Origin of the sequence: Streptomyces sp. SN-593 (assembly GCF_016756395.1) — a bacterium.
Classification (GTDB): Bacteria; Actinomycetota; Actinomycetes; order Streptomycetales; family Streptomycetaceae; genus Actinacidiphila; species Actinacidiphila reveromycinica.
The window spans coordinates 4,512,289-4,528,651 of the sequence record NZ_AP018365.1 but is presented as its reverse complement, the minus strand read 5'-3'; the positions used below and the strand labels follow the sequence as shown (position 1 = coordinate 4,528,651).

Below are 16,363 nucleotides of genomic sequence, written 5' to 3'. Positions count from 1 at the left end.
TCCCTCCGCGCGGCGAACCGGCCCCGGTGCGTCCCGGACCGGACGGACCGGGGCCGGACGCCCCGGACGCCCCGGACCGGGGCCGGGATCAGACCGTGAGCCGGACGGCGGTCAGCGACTTCGTCTCGTCGGTGGTGCCGCCGAAGATCCAGTTCTGGTTGGACTGGGTCGGGTCGTTGCAGGACACGCCGCCCCAACCGCCGCCGCGCAGGTAGGCGTTGCGGCAGACGTCGCCCGTCTTGACGCCGACGGCGAAGCCGGACAGGCCCAGGCCCTTGCCGGTGGTCCCGACGTACATGTCCGCCTCGTCGTCCGCGCCCTTCCAGGGGACGTTGTTCCAGCCGCCGTCCTGGCGGTAGGCGTTGCCGGAGGTGCCGCCCACACCCGAGACCGCGACGTTGAGGGCCTCGATGGTGCCGCTGTCGTCGTCCGTCGAGCCCGCGGTGACGCCGTCGCAGGAGGGCTTGGTCCAGCCCTTGTCGGCGACGTAGACCCGGTAGCAGATGTGCCGGCCGGTCGGGTCGTTCGCGGCGAGCTTCTTCACGGCGGTGGCGGCGGTGGCCGGCGGCGCCTTCTTCTTCGGCGTGCTGGCCCCGCCGCCCGAGGTCCCGGAGGTCGTCGGGGGCGGCGGCGTGGTGGGCGCCTGGGTGGTGGGGGGCGGGGTCGTCAGCGACGGCGTCGGGGTGGGCAGCGTGGTGGCGACCGCCTGCTCCACCTTCGGCTGCGCGAGGCTGCCCACCTGCGGCTTGTAGGCGAACCACAGCGCGACGGCGGCGACGACCAGCCCGACCAGCAGGCCGAGGAAGGTGGCCAGGAACCGCGGCAGCACCCCGCGCTGGACCCAGGTGCCGTCGACGTCGAGCGGGGTGGCGCCCGAGCGCTGGACCGCCAGCCGGAAGGGGCGGTTCTCCTTGCGCCCGAACCAGGTGATCCGCTGCGGCCTGAGGGTGGCCTTCACGAAGGCGGCCCGGCCGGGCTCGATCTGGACGTTGGCCGGGTGGATCTCGTACGCGATCTGGTCGCCGTTGTCGGTGCCGACGATCGAGGCGGTCAGCTTGGTGTTGCCGAGGTTGTCCACCGCGAGCTTCGGCCGGCCCCGGAAGCGCCCCTTGACGGTGTGCGGCACCAGTTCGGCGCGCACCTCGGTGAAGGGCGTGATGGTGATGTTGCCCTCCGGGACCGTGGTGGCCTCGGGGTTCTCGGTGGGCACCACCTGGACGCCGTACGGGTTGGGCCCGGCGGTGGCGTCCGGGGTGCGCGGCGGGGCGACGGTGAGCTGGACCGTGTCGACGGTGCCGGGGTAGAGCCGCAGCGTCGGCGGCTCCACGGTGATGTAGGGCGCGAGGTCCCCGACCGGTGTGAAGCGGTACTCGTCCACGACGTCGCCCGTGTTGCGCAGCCGCAGCCGCACGATGGTCGAACTGCCGGCGTCGACCGTGGCGGACGGGGGTTCGAGGGAGGTCCAAAGGCTCACGCCCCGACGCTACGGGGTCGGCGGCGGGGCCGTCAGCGGACCGCGAGGCAGCACCGGTGTCCGCGCGGGCCGAGCCGTTGCCCGGACGGGCGGCCCGGCCCGCGGCCGGCGCACGGCTCAGCCGTAGGCGGCGGAGTCCCACTCCAGTCCCTGGTGCAGCCCGGCGAGGTCGGACGGCCGCGCGAAGCGGACGCGCAGCACGCCCGAGGGCACCCGCTGCGGGTCCTGCCACAGCGCGCCCCACTCCTGGCCGAACGCCGCAGCCCACTCGTCGGGGTCGCCCTCGGGCGCCAGCCCGCGCTGCCGCAACGTCTCCTCGACGGCCCGGTGCGCGGCCGGCTCGTCAAAGGGGATGTTGCGCTCGTCGCGCAACGCGACCTCCGCGAACACCTCGTCGGCGCGCCGGGCGGCCTCGCCGCCGCCGTGGAGGTCCCCGCCGAACAGGTCGGCGCCGCCGACCAGCGCGTCGGCGCCCGGCCACACCGGCGCCGCGTCGGCCAGCAGCCGCAGCACGAAGGGGCCGGCGGCGGACGGCGACCCGGCGTCGGGGTGGACCGCGGCGCACAGCAACTCCACCGAGGGCTCGGTGACGTCGCGCACGCTCACGTGCCAGAGGTCGGACATGCGGTGTTCCTCCTGCGTCGTCGGTGCCCGTCCGGCCCGGCCGCGGCGGAGCGCGGCCGGGCGGGCACCCTGGACCCTATGTGCGCGGTGCTCAGCGGATGGTGAGGGACCCGCCGGAGATCGCCAGCGCCAGGTACTGCAGCGCGCCGTCGGCTCCGGCGCCCATGCGGTCGGCGAAGGTCGTCGGCTGGGCGGTCGGCCTCCTGCTCCGCGAGCTCTGCCGCGGGAGGGAGAAGGGGATGTGGTGGAAGGCGTGCAGCACCGACTCGGCCGGGCCGGTGGCGCCGTAGTGGTCGATCAGCCCCTCGAACTCCGCCCGGCGGGTGGTGCCGAGGTCGTTGAGGAAGTACAGGTCGTCGTTGTTCCAGCCGCGGTAGTTGCCGGTGAGCTGCCGCAGGTCGGTCATGTCGAGCTGGGACAGCCGCACGTGCGTGCCGGGGTCGGTCGGCTGGCGGTCGTGGAACCCGAAGTACGTGCCGTCGTGGTGCACGGTCCAGGTCCGGGCCGCCCCGTCGTACACGCGGTGGTAGATCGTCAGTCCGTTCACGAAGTTCCCGGCGGCGTCGTACTGCCGCTGGGTCATGTTGTTCGGTCGCCGCGACGGCTGGTGCGCGTAGTGGACGTCGACGCCGAAGTAGACGTAGTCCTTCTGCTGCCCGGGCTGGAGCGTGCGGTTGGTCCGCCGCACCTGGGAGACCGTGGCCTTGAGCAGCGCCTCGATCGAGTGCTCGTAGTTGGCGTTGTCCCGCTTGGAGGCCGGCACGAGGTTCGCCGCGGTGCCGGGGCCGCCCGCGATGTTGTTGATCAGGTGGAAGCGGATCCAGAAGTTCGTCAGCCGCAGCGCGCGGATGTAGTCGAAGCCGGGCGGGTCCTGCGAGGGCGGGGAGCCGGCCAGGCTGCCGCTGTTCAGCATCTCGATCGACGTGGTGCGGCCGCCGCTCTGCGTCGCCGTGATCCCGCTGCCCGACGGCCTGCTGGACGGCACCGTGACCCGCTGGATGGCCGGGGTGCCGGCCAACTCCGGTGCGGGTGAAGCCTGCTGGCCCGCCTCCGGGCCGCCCCGTCCGGTCCCGTCGCGCTCCGGCGCGGTCTGCACCGGCACCGGGCCGGACATCGCCCGCTGGGCGTTGCTCTCCGCGGCCCGCTCGAAGGCGTCGCCCGGGTCGCTGACCCGCAGCCCGTCGGCGGTGGCCGTGCCGGCGACCGGGCCGGAGCGCTGCTGGATGACGTGGGTGAGCTCGTGGGCGAGCGTGTGCTTGTCGGCGCCGCCCTCGCCCACCACCACGTGGTTGCCCGAGGTGTAGGCGCGCGCTCCCAGCGACGCGGCCGAACGCCGGGCGGCGCTGTCGTCGTGGACGCGGACGTCGCCGAAGTCGGCGCCGAGCCGCGCCTCCATCTCCGCGCGCAGCGGGGCGGCGAGTGCCCGGCCGGAGCCGCTCAGCACGTCGTGCACCTGCGAGCGCTGGACGGACGGGCCGTGCCCGCAGCCGGCGCCGTGCGTGTGCCGCGCCTCCTCGTCGAGCGCGCGGGTCAGGGCGGAGTTGCCCGCGGTGCGCTGCAGGGCGAGGACGCCGGCGGCGGTCATCCCGCGGGCGGGCGGCGGTCCGGCGACCGCCGGGCGGGGCAGGGCGGACGACCGCGGACGCCTGGCGGCGGCGGCCTCGTTGACCTGTTCGTGCGCGTGCATGACCACCCTCTCCGTGGATGACCACCCCTGACTACGGCGGACATCCCGCGCGCGGCAAGGTCCTCGGGGGCAGACCCGGGGGCAGACCTCATGCGCACCACGCGCGCCGTGGGTCCCCGCGGCCGGGCCGACCGCCCGCGGGGGCGCTCCGGGTGCCGCCGGACGCCGGCACCGGTCCCCCCATCAGGGGACATAGCCCGACGAGTCGGGCGCAACACGCCGTGCCGGCATGGCGACACGGCGCCGTCGGCGCGGGCGCGCTGCCCTTCGGGGCAGCACAAGTGCCCCCGGAAAGGCACCGCAGGACGTTTCGATCGCCGCCCGGGCGCGCGAGGGTGAGAGTCGACCCCTTTTCTCGTACCCCCGAGGAGAACAGCGCATGCCGTCGTATCTGTCGCCGGGCGTCTACGTGGAGGAAGTGGCCAGCGGTTCCCGCCCGATCGAGGGGGTGGGCACATCGGTTGCCGCCTTCGTCGGCCTGGCGCCCACCGGTCCGCTCAACGAGCCGACCCTGGTGACCAACTGGACGCAGTACGTCGCGTCCTTCGGTGAGTTCACCGACGGCTACTTCCTCGCGCACTCGGTCTACGGCTTCTTCAACAACGGCGGTTCCGCCGCCTACGTCGTCCGGGTGGGCGGCGAGCCCGGCGGGGTGGCCGGCTCCGCGGCGGACGCCGGCGCCAAGCAGCCCGCGGCCGTCGGTGCCGGCGGTGCAGGCCCGGCCGCGCTGACCGCCGGCGAGGAGGCGACCCTCGGCACCTTCAAGGTGGCCGCGCTCGCGCCCGGCGAGGCCGGCGCGCTCAGCGTGGAGGTCACGGACGCCGAGGGCGAAGGGCCCGCCGAGCGGTTCCGGCTGCTGGTCAAGGACGGCGACAAGACCGTCGAGTCCTTCGACGTGTCGGCCAAGCGCGGCGGCCGCACCTACGTGGTCACCCAGGTGAAGGAGCGCTCCAAGCTCATCACCGTCAAGGAGGCCGCCTCCGCCGGGCAGCTGGTCCGCCCGGAGAACCAGACGGTGGCGCTCGCCGCCCCGACCCCGCCCGCCACCTCGGGTCCGGCGGGCTCCGGCGGCACCGAGACGACGAGCGTCAGCGAGTACCTCGGCGACAGCGCCGACCGCACCGGCTTCGGCGGTCTGGAGGCGGTGGACGAGATCTCGATGGTCGCCGTCCCCGACCTGATGGCGGCCTACCAGCGCGGCGCGATCGACCTGGAGTCGGTCAAGGCGGTCCAGCTCGGCCTGATCGCGCACTGCGAGCTGATGGGCGACCGGCTGGCGATCATCGACCCGCCGCCCGGGCTGAACGCGCGGGAGATCCGGGTCTGGCGCCAGGAGACGTCCAACTACGACTCCAAGTACGCGGCGCTGTACTACCCGTGGATCAAGGTCTTCGACCCGGCGGGCGGCCAGACCCGGCTGATCCCGCCGAGCGGCCACGTGGCCGGCATCTGGGCCCGCAACGACTCCGAGCGCGGCGTGCACAAGGCGCCCGCCAACGAGGTGGTGCGCGGCGCGGTCGACCTGGAGCTCCAGATCACCCGCGGCGAGCAGGACCTGCTCAACCCGCTGGGCATCAACTGCATCCGCTCCTTCCCCGGCCGCGGCATCCGGGTCTGGGGAGCGCGCACCCTGTCCTCGGACCCGGCCTGGCGCTACCTGAACATCCGCCGGTACTTCAACTACCTGGAGGAGTCGATCCTCAACGGCACCCAGTGGGTGGTGTTCGAGCCCAACGACCAGGCGCTGTGGGCCCGGATCCGGCGCAACATCTCCGCCTTCCTGGTCACCGAGTGGCGCGGCGGCGCCCTGTTCGGCGGGCAGCCGGACGACGCCTACTACGTGAAGTGCGACGCCGAGACCAACCCGCCGGAGTCGGTGGACCTCGGCCGGGTGATCTGCGAGATCGGCGTCTCCCCGGTGAAGCCGGCCGAGTTCGTGATCTTCCGGCTCGCCCAGTTCTCCAGCGGCGCGGGCGAGCTGGAGGAGTGACCCGCCGGTCGCGTGAGCACCGCGGACAGCAGCAGGACCAGCAGGGCACGACGTACCAGCAGCGCGAAGCGAAGGAACAGCGGCGATGAGTCTCCAGCCAGGTGATGCGCTCACCTCACACAACTTCGGCCTCCAGATCGACGGGGTGATGGTCGAGTACCTCCAGGAGGTCAACGGCCTGGACATGACGCAGGACGTCATCGAGTACCAGCAGGTGTCGGCGAACGGCCAGCCGGTCACCAAGAAGATGCCGGGCGTGAAGAAGGCGGGTGAGGCGACCGTCGTGCGCGGCATGACGCAGTCCACCGCGTTCAACGACTGGATCAACGCCTCGGTCCGCGGCGACATGGGCTCCGCCCGCAAGAACGCCAGCATCCTGGTGATGGACTACATGAACAACCCGGTGAAGCGGTACCACCTGCGCCAGGCGTGGTGCAGCAAGGTCTCGGCGAGCACCGTCAAGGCCGGTGAGGCGTCGGCGCTGACCGAGACCGTGACGATCACCTACGAAGAAATGATCATGGAGTAATGCGCCGAGGAACGGCTCCCAGGTCGGGACCGCTGCCCGACGGCGCCTCGGCGGCCCCGGTGGCCGCCGCGGCGCCGCCGGCGCAGGCGGCGCCCGCCCTGTCCGCGCCGGCCGGCGACGGCGCGCCCGTACGGCGCCAGTTGCGCACCGAGTTCGCGTTCGAGCTGCCGCGCGGCTACGTGGACGAGGCGGGCACCGTGCACCGCGAGGGGGTGATGCGCCTGGCCACCGCCAGGGACGAGCTGATCCCGCTGCGGGACCTGCGGGTGCAGGAGAACCCGGCCTACCTGTCGGTGGTCCTGCTGGGCCGGGTGATCACCCGGCTCGGTACGGTGCCGCACATGCACGACGGCGTGGTGGAGAACATGTTCGCCTCCGACCTCGCCTTCCTCCAGGACTTCTACCGCCAGATCAACGCCGAGGGCCACACCCGGGCCGGCGTGACCTGTCCGCACTGCGAGCAGCCGTTCGAGGTCGAGCTCGGCGGGAGCCGCCTGGGGGAATCGTGACGTACGCGACCGACCGGGTGCACGAGGAGATCGCGTACATCGCCTACCACTTCCACTGGAGCCTGGAGGACATCCTGGACCTCGAACACCGTGACCGCCGCCGGTACGCCGAGCAGATCGCCTCGCTCGTCACGCGTGCCACGGCCGAGCGGTGAGAGGGCGGGGTTACGGCCATGGGAATCCTTGACCGGTGGGCCGGACGGGCCCGCGCACGCGGAGGTACGCAGGAAGGCGCCGCCCGGCCGGGCGGCGCCGCGGCGGCCGGGGCGGTGACCGGCGCCACGCCGGGCGCCGCCCCGGGCCCCGTACACGGTGCCGGTACGGCCGCCGGCGGTCCGCCGCCGGGCGCGGCCGCGGCTCCGGGCGGCCCGCCCGGCTGGTCCGTGCTGCCGCCGATCCAGCGCGCCAGCGCGCGGCCGTCCGGGCACACGGTCGCGGCCGCGAACTTCGGCGGCACCCTCTCGGCGTGGCAGAACCCGTCGTTCACGGGCGCGTTGGCGCACGTCGTGCTCGACGACGCGCCGACCGGGCTGATCCGCGACGTGCTCACCCCGGCACCGGCCGCCGTGTCCGGCACCGGCCAGCCGCCGGTCTCCCTGCCGGTCGCCGTGGTCGGCGACCATGGCACGGGCGAGGCCGCCGCGCAGGCGGCGGACGGTCCGGCGGTGCAGCGCGCGGTGTCCGCGGCCCGGGCCGCCGGGCCGCGCGTGGTGCCGCTGACCTCGCCGCCCTCCGCTCCCACCACGCTGACCAGGGCGCCGGTCCCGCCGGTGGCGCGGCGCGCGCTCCCGGCGGTGGCGAAGGCGCCCGCCCCGCCGGCGCCGCCGGCCACGTCGGCGGCGCCCCGCACCGGGGACCACCGGCACGGCGGCGGTGGCACGGGCGGGGGGCAGGACGGCGACGGGCCGGGCGCGCCCGGCGGGTCCGGTGGTCCAGGCGGGTCCGGCGGACCGGGCGGAGGCACTCCCTCCGGGCCCGCGCCCGCGCCGGTCCAGCGGCGCGCGGCGGGTGGGGGTACCCCGGACACGGCCCCGGCCCGGAGCACGCCGGACGGCGGCGCCCCGGCACCCGCGGTGCCCGCCCCGACACCCGCGACCGGCACGTCCGCGCCCGCGCCCGCTTCCCTCCCGGTGGCGCCGGTACAGCGGAAGGCGGCTCCCTCCCAGGGCCCCGGGTCCGGAGCCGGTGGCCGCCGGACGGGTCTCGGCGCGCCCCTCCAGGGGAGCGGCGCCCCGCGGTCGGCGCCCGAGGTCCAGCGGCGGACGGCTGCGGCCCCACCGGCTGCGGGCCCGGCGCCCGCCCCGCGGAACCCGGCGGGCGCCAGCGGTCCCACCCGTCAGGGCGGCTCCGCGACGCCCCCGGTGGCGACCGGCACGGGCCCCGCATCTTCCCCGGCCGTCCAGCGCAGCGCCTCGGCCTCGGCGGCGCCCCCCGCCTCCACGCAGGGCGCCGGGACCACCGCGTCCTCCGGGTCCTCCGCGTCCTCCGTACGACCGTCAACGGCCGTGCCCCCGCGCGTGTCCGGGCCGGGGCGCACCGTCCCCGCGGCCGTTCCGCCGGCGGCCGCTCCCGCGGTCCCCCCGGCGGCTCTTCCGGCGGCTCCTCCCGTGGTCCAGCGCAGCGCCTCGACATCGGCGGTACCGGCGCCCGGAACCGGCGCTCCCGCGTCGCCCGGCCCGAGCACGCCCACCACGTCGTCGGCGGGCGGCTCGACGCCCGTCGCCCCCGCCTCCGCCGGGAATCCCGGTGCTCCCGGCGCTCCCGGGCCGGTCCAGCGGAGCACCGCGCGACCGGTGACCGGCCTCGGCGCACCCTCCTCCCCCGGCCGGGCCGCGCCCGGCGCGGCACCGGTCGTCTCCTCGGCGGTGCGGCGCGCCACCACGGCTCCGGCGGCCCCCGCGACCGGCCTTGCCGCCGCCCTGCCCTCCGAGCCGGGCACGCCGACCGCGCTCCCGGTCTCCCCGCCACAGGGGCCCGCTCCGGCCACCGCCGACCGCACCGCCGGTCCCGCTGCCGTGCAGCGCCGGACCGCGGGTGCCGTACCTCCGGTCGCAGGCAGCGGTGTTCCGTCGACCGGCGCCCCGAGCCCGGCCGCCGCGGCTCCCGTCCAGCGCGCGGCCGCCGCACCCGCACCCGCACCGACCGCCGGACGACCGACCGCCGGACGCACCGGGTCCGCGGAGCCCGCCGGCTCGCCGGCCGCCCCGGGCCGGGCCCCGAGCGCTTCCGCACCGCGCCAACGGCCGCTGCTGGGCGCCCCGGTGGCCGGACCGCCGCCCGGCGCGGTGCCGCTCACCGGACGCCAGGTCCAGCGGTCCGCGGCCGGCTCCGCGGTCCGGCCCACCGCGACGTCCCCCGGAAGCGCCCGCCCGGCAGGTGCGCCCGCTCCTGGCGGCCCGGCCGCCCCCGTACCGCCGCTCCTGCCGTCGCCGGCCTCCGCCTCGGCCCCCTCCTCGACCTCCCCCGCGGCTCCCGCGCAGGTCCGCCCGCCCGGCGCCGCGCCGGCGACCGGCGGGTCCGGGCCGGGCCCGGTGGCGGCCACCCCGGTCCAGCGCGCGTCCGCGCCCGCCGGTCCCGCCCCGGCAGTGGCACCCGTGCAGCGCCTCGCCGCCGCGCCCTCCGCCCCGAACGGCCCTGCGGGCGACGGCGGTTCGCCCCTCGCCCGGACCGACGGCACCCCGGTCGGCGGCGCCCCGGCCGCGCCGACCGTCTCCCGCGCACCGGCCGCCCGCCCGCTGGCGTCCGCGCGACCGGTGCGCACCACGCTGCGGCCCGTGGTGCCGGCCGGCCCCCAGCGGCCGGCCGCTCCGGTGGCGGCTCCGCTGCGCGCCACCGGGCAGCAGCCGCCCGCCGCTCCCGAGCCGCCCGCCGCGGGGGCCCAGCCGCTCGGACCGGGCCCGTCGGTGCAGCGCCGCGGCGCCGCGGCGCCGCCCGCCCCACCGCAGGCGCCCGCCCCGCCGCTCGGCGCCCCCGGCACACCACCCGCTCCGGCGGCCGGTACGGCGGGTGCCCTCCCCACGGTCCAGCGCACGCCGTCGGCCACGGCGCTCCGTGCCCCGGCTCCCGCGCCGCTGGCGGAGGCGCGCCCGACCGCTACCGGCCCGGTGCGGCACGGCGCCGACACGCTGCCGTTCACCGGCGTCGCCGAGGCGTTCCCCGCCGCGGCGCGAGCCGTTCCGACGGCGGTCCCGACGCCCGCCCCGGCGCCCGCGGCCCCGCGCGCGTCCGCGCCCCGCGCGGCGGCGGCCGTGCCGCTCGGGCCCGCACGCCCGGGACCCGCACCCCGGACGCCGGTGCAACGCGCCGTGGCCGCAGTGCCGTTGACGCGTCCGGCCGCCGCCGCGCCGGGGTCCGCGCACCCCGCTCCCGGCGCCCGGCCGCCCGTGCAGCGCGCGGTCCCCGGGCCCGCCACGGCCACGGCGGCGACCGACGTCCAGGCGGCGCAGGCCATCCAGGTGCTCCAGGCCGCGCAGGCCGCCCAGGCCACGGCGCCGCTCGCGCCCGTACCGCCCGCGCCCGCCGGGGAGTTGCCGGTGCAGCGCGCGCCCGCGACGCCGTCGGCGACCTCGCTGGCGAAGTTCGTCACCCCGCAGCGCACCGCCGAGGCCCGGGTCTCCGCCGTCACGGTCGGCCGGGACAGCGGCAGGAGCGGCGGTTCCCGCACCGCGCCGACGTCCGAACCCCCGCCGCCGTACAGCGAGTTCGACACGCGTACCGCTCCGCCCGGCGGGAGCCGGGGGAACGGCGGGGCGCAGGGCGCGGACGGCGGGGGATTCGACGCCCGTACCCTTTCCGACGGCCAGGTCGACGAGTTGACGCACCGGCTGATCGGCCCGCTGACCAGGCTGCTGCGCACGGAGTTGCGGCTGGACCGGGAGCGGATCGGCAGGTTGCGTGACTCCCGCCGCTGACCGCGCCGCCCGGCGGCCGGCCCGCGCCGCGGCACCGCACACGCCACCCGGGCCCGGCCCCGGACCCACCCGACTCGTCCGCAGGAAGGCAGTGATCGATGGCCAGCGACCTTGACCCCGGCTCCACCATCTTCTTCAACCTGACCATCGACGGCGAGAGCCTGGGCGTGTTCAACGGCTGCGAGGGGCTGGGCTCCTCCGTCGAGATCCACCAGCACCAGGAGGGCGGCAACAACGGCTTCGTGTGGAGCCTGCCGTCGCGCGTGACGTTCTCGAACATCACGCTCACCCGGCCGCTGACGCCCGACACCTCGAAGGTGGCGGCCTGGATCACCTCGATCACCACCGGAGTGACCCGGCCCACCGCGCAGATCGCGGCGCTGCGCGCGGACGGCTCGGTCGTCGCGCGCTGGGGGCTGATCGACGTGCTGCCGGTGAGCTGGCGCGGACCGTCGCTCGACCCGAACAGCCCCTCGGTGGCCAACGAGGTGCTGGAGATCGCGCACCACGGCTTCACGGATGCGGGGGCGGCGTAGATGGCGGGCAGCAGCGGCGGCGCGGGCAAGAGCCTGGTACGGGCCTCCCTCGCCATCCACCAGCCGCCGATCGGCTACAGCACCACGCCCGGCGGGCTGATCAAGACCTTCGACTTCGACTTCAACCCCTCGGAGCTGTCGCTCAGCCGGCGCGCGCAGTGGAAGACCACGCCGACCGCCGCCGTGCGCGACGGCTCGGTGCCGGAGTTCATGGGGCCCGAGCCGCGGGAGCTGTCGGTGGAGGTCTTCCTCGACCGCTCCGACGACCCGAGCAGCAACGACGTGCGCAAGAACGTCGAGGCGCTCTTCTCCTGCTGCGAGGTGACCCAGGCGAGCATCGAGGCGAAGCAGCCCTCGACGCCGTGGGTGGTCTTCCAGTGGGGCTCGTTCTCCACCGCGCGCTTCACCGCCTACGTCAGCGCGGTGGACGCGACCTACACCCTCTTCGGCACCACCGGCGTGCCGATCCGCGCCACCTGCCGGGTGCAGCTCAACGAGATCCCGAGCAACACCCTCGGCCAGAACCCGACGTCGGGCGCGCTCACCGCCCGCCGGGTGCACCGGGTGGTGTCCGGCGACTCGCTCCAGCACCTGGCCTGGCGGGAGTACGGCGACGCCACCGTGTGGCGGACGATCGCCGAGAGCAACGGCATCGACGACCCGTCGCGGCTGGTGCCGGGCACCGAACTCATCCTGCCGGCCGCCGAGGAGGTCGGCCTGCGATGACCAAGATCGGCTACTCCAACGTCCTGCACGTCACGATCGGCGGCGCGCCGCTGACCCCGACCCTCGCCACGCTGCTGGTCGGCGGGTGGGTGGACTTCGGCAGCGGCGTGCCCGGCGCGTTCCAGCTCACCTTCCGCGACCCGAAGCGGAAGGTGCTCGGCCAGGCCGGCGCCAAGATCGGCGCGGACGTGGTGCTGGCCCCGGTCGCCGACGGCCAGGGGGCCCAGTCGCCGCTGCTCACCGGCGAGATCACCGGTCTGGAGACGGACTACGACGGGACCGGCACGTTCAGCGTGATCCGCGGCTACGACCTCGGCCACCGGATGCTGCGCCAGCGCCGGGTGGTGGCCTACCGCAACATGACCGCCTCGGACATCGCCCGCAAGCTGGCCGGCCAGGACAAGGTCCCGATCGGGAAGATCGAGTCGACCAGGACGCTCTACGAGTTCATCACCCAGGCCAACGTCACCGACTGGGACTTCCTGAACCGGCTCGCGGACGAGAACGAGATGGTGATGTCCCTGAGCCCCAAGGGGACCTTCCAGTTCGAGAAGCCGGACCCGGCCTCGGGCGCGCCCCCGGTGAGCACCCCCAGCGACAAGAGCCCGTACGTCCTGGAGGCGGGCGTGGACATCCTGCGCTGCCGGGCCGCGGTCACCTCCGCGGACCAGGTGGCGAAGGTCGAGGCGCGCGGCTGGGACGTGACGACGAAGCGGGACCTGGTCGGGCGGTCCACGGCCGCGGACAACCCGGGGATCCAGATCGGCACCAGCCCGGCCGCGGCGGTCGCCGCGTTCGGGACGGCGACGCGGGTCGAGACGGACATCCCGTACGACAAGCAGGGCGAGGTGACCAACGCCGCCGACTCGCTGGCCGCCGACGTCACCGGCTCGTTCGCCGAGCTGGAGGTGACGGTGCACGGGAACCCGAAGCTGCGGCCCGGCGTCCCGGTCGCCCTCGCCGACGTGGGCGCGCCCTTCGAGGGCAAGTACACGGTCACCGCCGCCCGCCACACCTTCGGCGCGGGCCGGCACTACGAGACCTGGCTGACCGTCAGCGGCCGGCAGTGGCGGTCGCTGTACGGCCTCGCCTCCGGCGGGTCCGGCGGCGGCCCGGCGGGTGCCTCCCGGCTGCCGGGCGTCGCCAACGCCCTGGTCACCGACATCAAGGACCCGCTCAAGCAGGGCCGGGTCAAGCTGCGCTTCCCGTGGCTGGACGACACCTACGTCAGCGACTGGACCCGGACCGTGCAGTTCGGCGGGACCGGCGGGGGCGGGCTGATCGGCCCGGACGTCGGCGACGAGGTGCTGGTGGCCTTCGACCGCGGCGCGCTGGACCACCCGTTCGTCATCGGCGGGCTCTACAACGGCAAGGACCGGCCCGGCACGGTGGACGTGCCGCCCTACGACGCGACCAGCGGCCGGGCGGTGCGGCACACGCTCGCCGACCGCAGCGGCAACCGGCTGGACCTGCTCGACCAGCGGGTCGGCGGCAAGCGCGGGGTGCGGCTCAGCTCCGGGGACAACCGGCTGGTGATCAACCTGGACCGGACCGGCACCGAGATCACCGTGGACAGCAAGGGCGCGGTCAGCATCAAGGGCACCCGGTCGGTGTCGGTCGAGGCGGGCGGGAACCTGTCGCTGAAGGCGGGCGGCCGGATGTCGCTGAAGAGCGGCGGCGTGCTCGACATCGAGGCGAGCACCATCAGCGCCCGCTCGCTGGGCGCGTTCGCGATCAACGCGCTGGCCGCACTGGAGCTGAACGCCGTGGGTGTCACCACGATCTCCGGCGAGGGGGCGCTCATGCTCAGCTCGCCGCTGGACGTCACGGTGGACGGCACCAACGTCATGCTGCTCGGTGTGGTCACCGCCAACGGGATGCCGGTGGTCTGATGGCAGAGCAATTCGTCGGCACCGGCTGGGCGTTCCCGCTGCGGATCGGCCCGGGCGGCGGCATCGCCATGGTCAGCGGCCAGGCCGAGATCGAGGAGGCGATGCGCCTGGTGCTCGCCACCGCGCCGGGCGAGCGGCCGATGCGGCCGGAGTTCGGCTGCGCCATCCACGAGATGGTCTTCGCGCCCGTCAACGAGGCGACCGCCGGCCGCATCCAGCACGAGGTCTACGCCAGCCTGGACCGCTGGGAGCCGCGGATCGAGGTGGAGGACGTCGAGGTCACCGCGGGTGACACCCAGGGCGTGCTCTACATCGACGTGCGCTACTCGGTGCGCGGCACCAACAACCCGCGCAGCCTGGTCTTCCCGTTCTACGTCATCCCCTCGCACGAGAACCCCGACCTGCCCGCCTCCTCCAGTTCCTCCCCCGGCCTCCCCGGTTCCCACGCCCTCCCCCCGGGGGCGTCCGCGGACACCCGGCCGGCCACCGAAAGCGACCGCTGATGGCCCTGCCCTCACCCAACCTCGACGACCGCCGCTTCCAGCAGTTCGTCGACGACGCCAAGCGCTACATCCAGCAGCGCGCGCCCGAGTGGACCGACCACAACGTCTCCGACCCCGGGATCACCCTGGTGGAGACGGTCGCCCACATGGCCGACCAGGTGGTCTACCGGCTCAACCGGGTGCCGGAGAAGAACCACCTGGCCTTCCTCGACCTGATCGGGATCACGCTCTTCCCGCCGACGGCCGCCCGCACCGACGTGACGTTCTGGCTGTCCGCACCGGTGGGCGACCCGGTCCGGCTGCCCTCCGGCACCGAGGTCGCCACCTCCCGCACCGAGAACGAGGAAGCGGTGGTGTTCGCCACCGAGACCGAACTCACCGTGGTGCCGTGTGAGTTGGAGTACCTGGTGATGCAGCACGGCGAGAAGGGCGCCGTGGACCGCAGCTCGGACCTGGCCGAGGGCGGCGACCTGCTGTGCTTCAGCGAGTCGCCGCGGCCCGGCGACTGCATGCTGCTGGGGCTGAGCGCGGCGGTGCCGAACTGCGCGGTCGCGCTCACCCTGGACAGCCGGGTGGACGGCGTCGGCGTGGACCCGCGGCAGCCCCCGCTGGTGTGGGAGGCGTGGACGGCGGACGGCTGGGCCGCGTGCGAGGTGGACCGGGACGGCACCGGCGGCCTCAACCGGCCCGGCGAGGTGGTGCTGCACGTCCCGGGCGGCCACACGCCGTCCCGGTCCGGGCGGCGCGAGGCGGGCTGGCTGCGCTGCCGGGTCACCGAGCCGCTGGCCGGCCAGCCGTTCTACACCACCTCGCCCACCGTCCGGTCGGTCGAGGCGTTCACCATCGGCGGCACCACCGGCGTGGTGCACGCCGAGACGGTGCGCGACGAGATGCTCGGCGAGTCGACCGGGCTGCCCGGCCAGCGGCTGCGGCTGGCCCACTTCCCGGTGGTCGGCGACGTGCCCGCGATGCTGCTCCAGGTCACCGGCGACAACGGCTGGACCGACTGGGACGTGGTCGGCCACTTCGCCGCCTCCGGCCCGCGCGACCGGCACGTCACGCTTGACGCGGCCACCGGCGAGATCGCCTTCGGCCCGGCCGTCCGCGAACCCGACGGCAGCCTGCGGCAGTACGGCGCGGTGCCGCCGATGGGCGCCGCGATCCGGGTCCGCCGCTACCGCACCGGCGGCGGCCGGGCCGGGAACGTCGCGCGCGGCGCCATCCAGGTGCTGCGCAACTCGGTGCCGTACGTCGCCGAGGTGGTCAACCGCGAGGCGGCCAAGGGCGGGGTGGACGGCGAGACCGTCGAGGAGGCCAAGGCCCGCGCCCCGATCACGCTGCGCGCCCAGGACCGGGCGGTGACGCTGCGGGACTACGAGGAACTCGCCCGCCGTGCCGCGCCGGAGACCGCCCGGATCACCTGCCTGGCCGCCGACCCGGACGAGCACGGCGCCCACGCGGTGCGGGTGCTGGTGGTGCCGCAGGCCGTCACCGACCTCGGCGGGCGGCTGCGGTTCGAGCAACTGGTCCCGGACGACGCGCTGCTGGAGCGGATCACCGACTACCTCGACGACCGGCGGCTGATCGGCACCCGGCTCGCGGTCGGCCCGCCCTACTACCAGGGCGTCACGGTGGTGGCCACGCTGCACGCCTTCCGCGGCACCGACACCGAGATGGTCCGGCAGCGTGCGCACGACGCCCTCTACCGGCACCTGGACCCGCTCACCGGCGGCGCGCAGGGCACCGGTTGGGCCTTCGGCCGGCCGGTGCAGGCCGGCGAGGTCTTCGCGGTGCTCCAGCGCGTACCGGGCGTGGAGCTGGTCGACGAGGTGCTGCTGCACCCGGCCGACCCGCTCACCGGCAAGCGCGGCGACCCGACCGAGCGGATCGACCTCGAACCCCCGTCCCTGGTCTTCTCCTTCGACCACCGGGTGCGCGTGATCGGGGGCCAGGAGTGACGGCGACGGCGGACCTGGGCCGGG

At 75.6% G+C, this 16,363-nt stretch carries 14 protein-coding genes; 10 read left to right on the top strand and 4 right to left on the bottom strand.

The window, feature by feature from the left end; all coding sequences use genetic code 11:
* Positions 1-88 precede the first annotated feature (88 nt).
* From RVR_RS19035 to RVR_RS19025, 3 genes are all read right to left on the bottom strand, one after another.
* Entirely contained in the window at positions 89-1,474 is a 1,386-nt protein-coding gene (locus tag RVR_RS19035) for a COG1470 family protein (protein WP_202234995.1), read from the bottom strand.
* A gap of 117 nt (positions 1,475-1,591) precedes the next feature.
* A complete protein-coding gene (locus tag RVR_RS19030) occupies positions 1,592-2,098 on the bottom strand; it encodes a hypothetical protein (RefSeq protein ID WP_202234994.1) in 507 nt (168 codons plus the stop codon).
* Between the two features lie 91 nt (positions 2,099-2,189).
* Positions 2,190-3,785 (bottom strand): eCIS core domain-containing protein, encoded by a 1,596-nt coding sequence (locus RVR_RS19025; protein WP_202234993.1) that lies wholly within the window; start codon positions 3,783-3,785, stop codon positions 2,190-2,192.
* A 379-nt stretch (positions 3,786-4,164) separates the two neighbouring features.
* Here RVR_RS19025 and RVR_RS19020 point away from each other — a divergent pair, with 379 nt between their 5' ends.
* The 4 genes from RVR_RS19020 to RVR_RS19005 all read left to right on the top strand — a co-directional run bounded on the left by RVR_RS19020 (position 4,165) and on the right by RVR_RS19005 (position 6,968).
* Positions 4,165-5,775 carry a phage tail sheath family protein gene (locus RVR_RS19020; RefSeq protein ID WP_202234992.1) on the top strand — a complete coding sequence of 537 codons (1,611 nt, stop codon included), beginning with the start codon at positions 4,165-4,167 and terminating at the stop codon, positions 5,773-5,775.
* A gap of 85 nt (positions 5,776-5,860) precedes the next feature.
* Positions 5,861-6,304, top strand: coding sequence for a phage tail protein (locus tag RVR_RS19015; RefSeq protein ID WP_202234991.1), 444 nt, complete (start codon positions 5,861-5,863; stop codon positions 6,302-6,304).
* Positions 6,304-6,813 (top strand): hypothetical protein, encoded by a 510-nt coding sequence (locus tag RVR_RS19010; RefSeq protein ID WP_202234990.1) that lies wholly within the window; start codon positions 6,304-6,306, stop codon positions 6,811-6,813. Before RVR_RS19015 ends, RVR_RS19010 begins: the two co-directional genes overlap by 1 nt.
* The gene (locus tag RVR_RS19005) at positions 6,810-6,968 is read left to right on the top strand and encodes a DUF6760 family protein (protein WP_202234989.1); all 159 of its coding nucleotides are present in this window, start codon (positions 6,810-6,812) and stop codon (positions 6,966-6,968) included. The genes RVR_RS19010 and RVR_RS19005 overlap by 4 nt, the downstream gene beginning before the upstream one ends.
* Positions 6,969-8,149: 1,181 nt before the next feature.
* Here RVR_RS19005 and RVR_RS19000 read toward each other — a convergent pair.
* Positions 8,150-8,752 carry a hypothetical protein gene (locus RVR_RS19000; RefSeq protein ID WP_202234988.1) on the bottom strand — a complete coding sequence of 201 codons (603 nt, stop codon included), beginning with the start codon at positions 8,750-8,752 and terminating at the stop codon, positions 8,150-8,152.
* A gap of 646 nt (positions 8,753-9,398) precedes the next feature.
* On the opposite strand from RVR_RS19000, the gene RVR_RS18995 reads away from it, so the two are divergent.
* From RVR_RS18995 to RVR_RS18970, 6 genes are all read left to right on the top strand, one after another.
* On the top strand, positions 9,399-10,724 hold the full coding sequence (locus RVR_RS18995; protein WP_202234987.1) for a hypothetical protein: 1,326 nt from the start codon (positions 9,399-9,401) through the stop codon (positions 10,722-10,724).
* A gap of 98 nt (positions 10,725-10,822) precedes the next feature.
* The gene (locus RVR_RS18990; protein WP_202234986.1) at positions 10,823-11,260 is read left to right on the top strand and encodes a phage tail protein; all 438 of its coding nucleotides are present in this window, start codon (positions 10,823-10,825) and stop codon (positions 11,258-11,260) included.
* Positions 11,261-11,986, top strand: coding sequence for a CIS tube protein (locus tag RVR_RS18985; RefSeq protein ID WP_202234985.1), 726 nt, complete (start codon positions 11,261-11,263; stop codon positions 11,984-11,986). It abuts the gene before it with no gap.
* Positions 11,983-13,878 (top strand): VgrG-related protein, encoded by a 1,896-nt coding sequence (locus RVR_RS18980; protein ID WP_202234984.1) that lies wholly within the window; start codon positions 11,983-11,985, stop codon positions 13,876-13,878. The genes RVR_RS18985 and RVR_RS18980 overlap by 4 nt, the downstream gene beginning before the upstream one ends.
* Positions 13,878-14,381, top strand: a complete 504-nt coding sequence (locus tag RVR_RS18975; RefSeq protein ID WP_202234983.1) for a GPW/gp25 family protein — start codon at positions 13,878-13,880, stop codon at positions 14,379-14,381. Before RVR_RS18980 ends, RVR_RS18975 begins: the two co-directional genes overlap by 1 nt.
* Positions 14,381-16,339: a putative baseplate assembly protein gene (locus tag RVR_RS18970; protein ID WP_202234982.1), complete on the top strand. Its 1,959-nt coding sequence runs from the start codon at positions 14,381-14,383 to the stop codon at positions 16,337-16,339. Before RVR_RS18975 ends, RVR_RS18970 begins: the two co-directional genes overlap by 1 nt.
* Positions 16,340-16,363 lie beyond the last annotated feature (24 nt).

What these genes read in the sequence shown, in the direction of transcription:
- RVR_RS19020 (WP_202234992.1), top strand. Translation starts at nt 4,165, where the DNA reads ATGCCGTCGTATCTGTCGCCGGGCGTCTACGTGGAGGAAGTGGCCAGC.
- RVR_RS19025 (WP_202234993.1), bottom strand. Translation starts at nt 3,785, where the DNA reads ATGCACGCGCACGAACAGGTCAACGAGGCCGCCGCCGCCAGGCGTCCG.
- RVR_RS18990 (WP_202234986.1), top strand. Translation starts at nt 10,823, where the DNA reads ATGGCCAGCGACCTTGACCCCGGCTCCACCATCTTCTTCAACCTGACC.
- RVR_RS19030 (WP_202234994.1), bottom strand. Translation starts at nt 2,098, where the DNA reads ATGTCCGACCTCTGGCACGTGAGCGTGCGCGACGTCACCGAGCCCTCG.
- RVR_RS18980 (WP_202234984.1), top strand. Translation starts at nt 11,983, where the DNA reads ATGACCAAGATCGGCTACTCCAACGTCCTGCACGTCACGATCGGCGGC.
- RVR_RS18985 (WP_202234985.1), top strand. Translation starts at nt 11,261, where the DNA reads ATGGCGGGCAGCAGCGGCGGCGCGGGCAAGAGCCTGGTACGGGCCTCC.
- RVR_RS18970 (WP_202234982.1), top strand. Translation starts at nt 14,381, where the DNA reads ATGGCCCTGCCCTCACCCAACCTCGACGACCGCCGCTTCCAGCAGTTC.
- RVR_RS18975 (WP_202234983.1), top strand. Translation starts at nt 13,878, where the DNA reads ATGGCAGAGCAATTCGTCGGCACCGGCTGGGCGTTCCCGCTGCGGATC.
- RVR_RS19010 (WP_202234990.1), top strand. Translation starts at nt 6,304, where the DNA reads ATGCGCCGAGGAACGGCTCCCAGGTCGGGACCGCTGCCCGACGGCGCC.
- RVR_RS19015 (WP_202234991.1), top strand. Translation starts at nt 5,861, where the DNA reads ATGAGTCTCCAGCCAGGTGATGCGCTCACCTCACACAACTTCGGCCTC.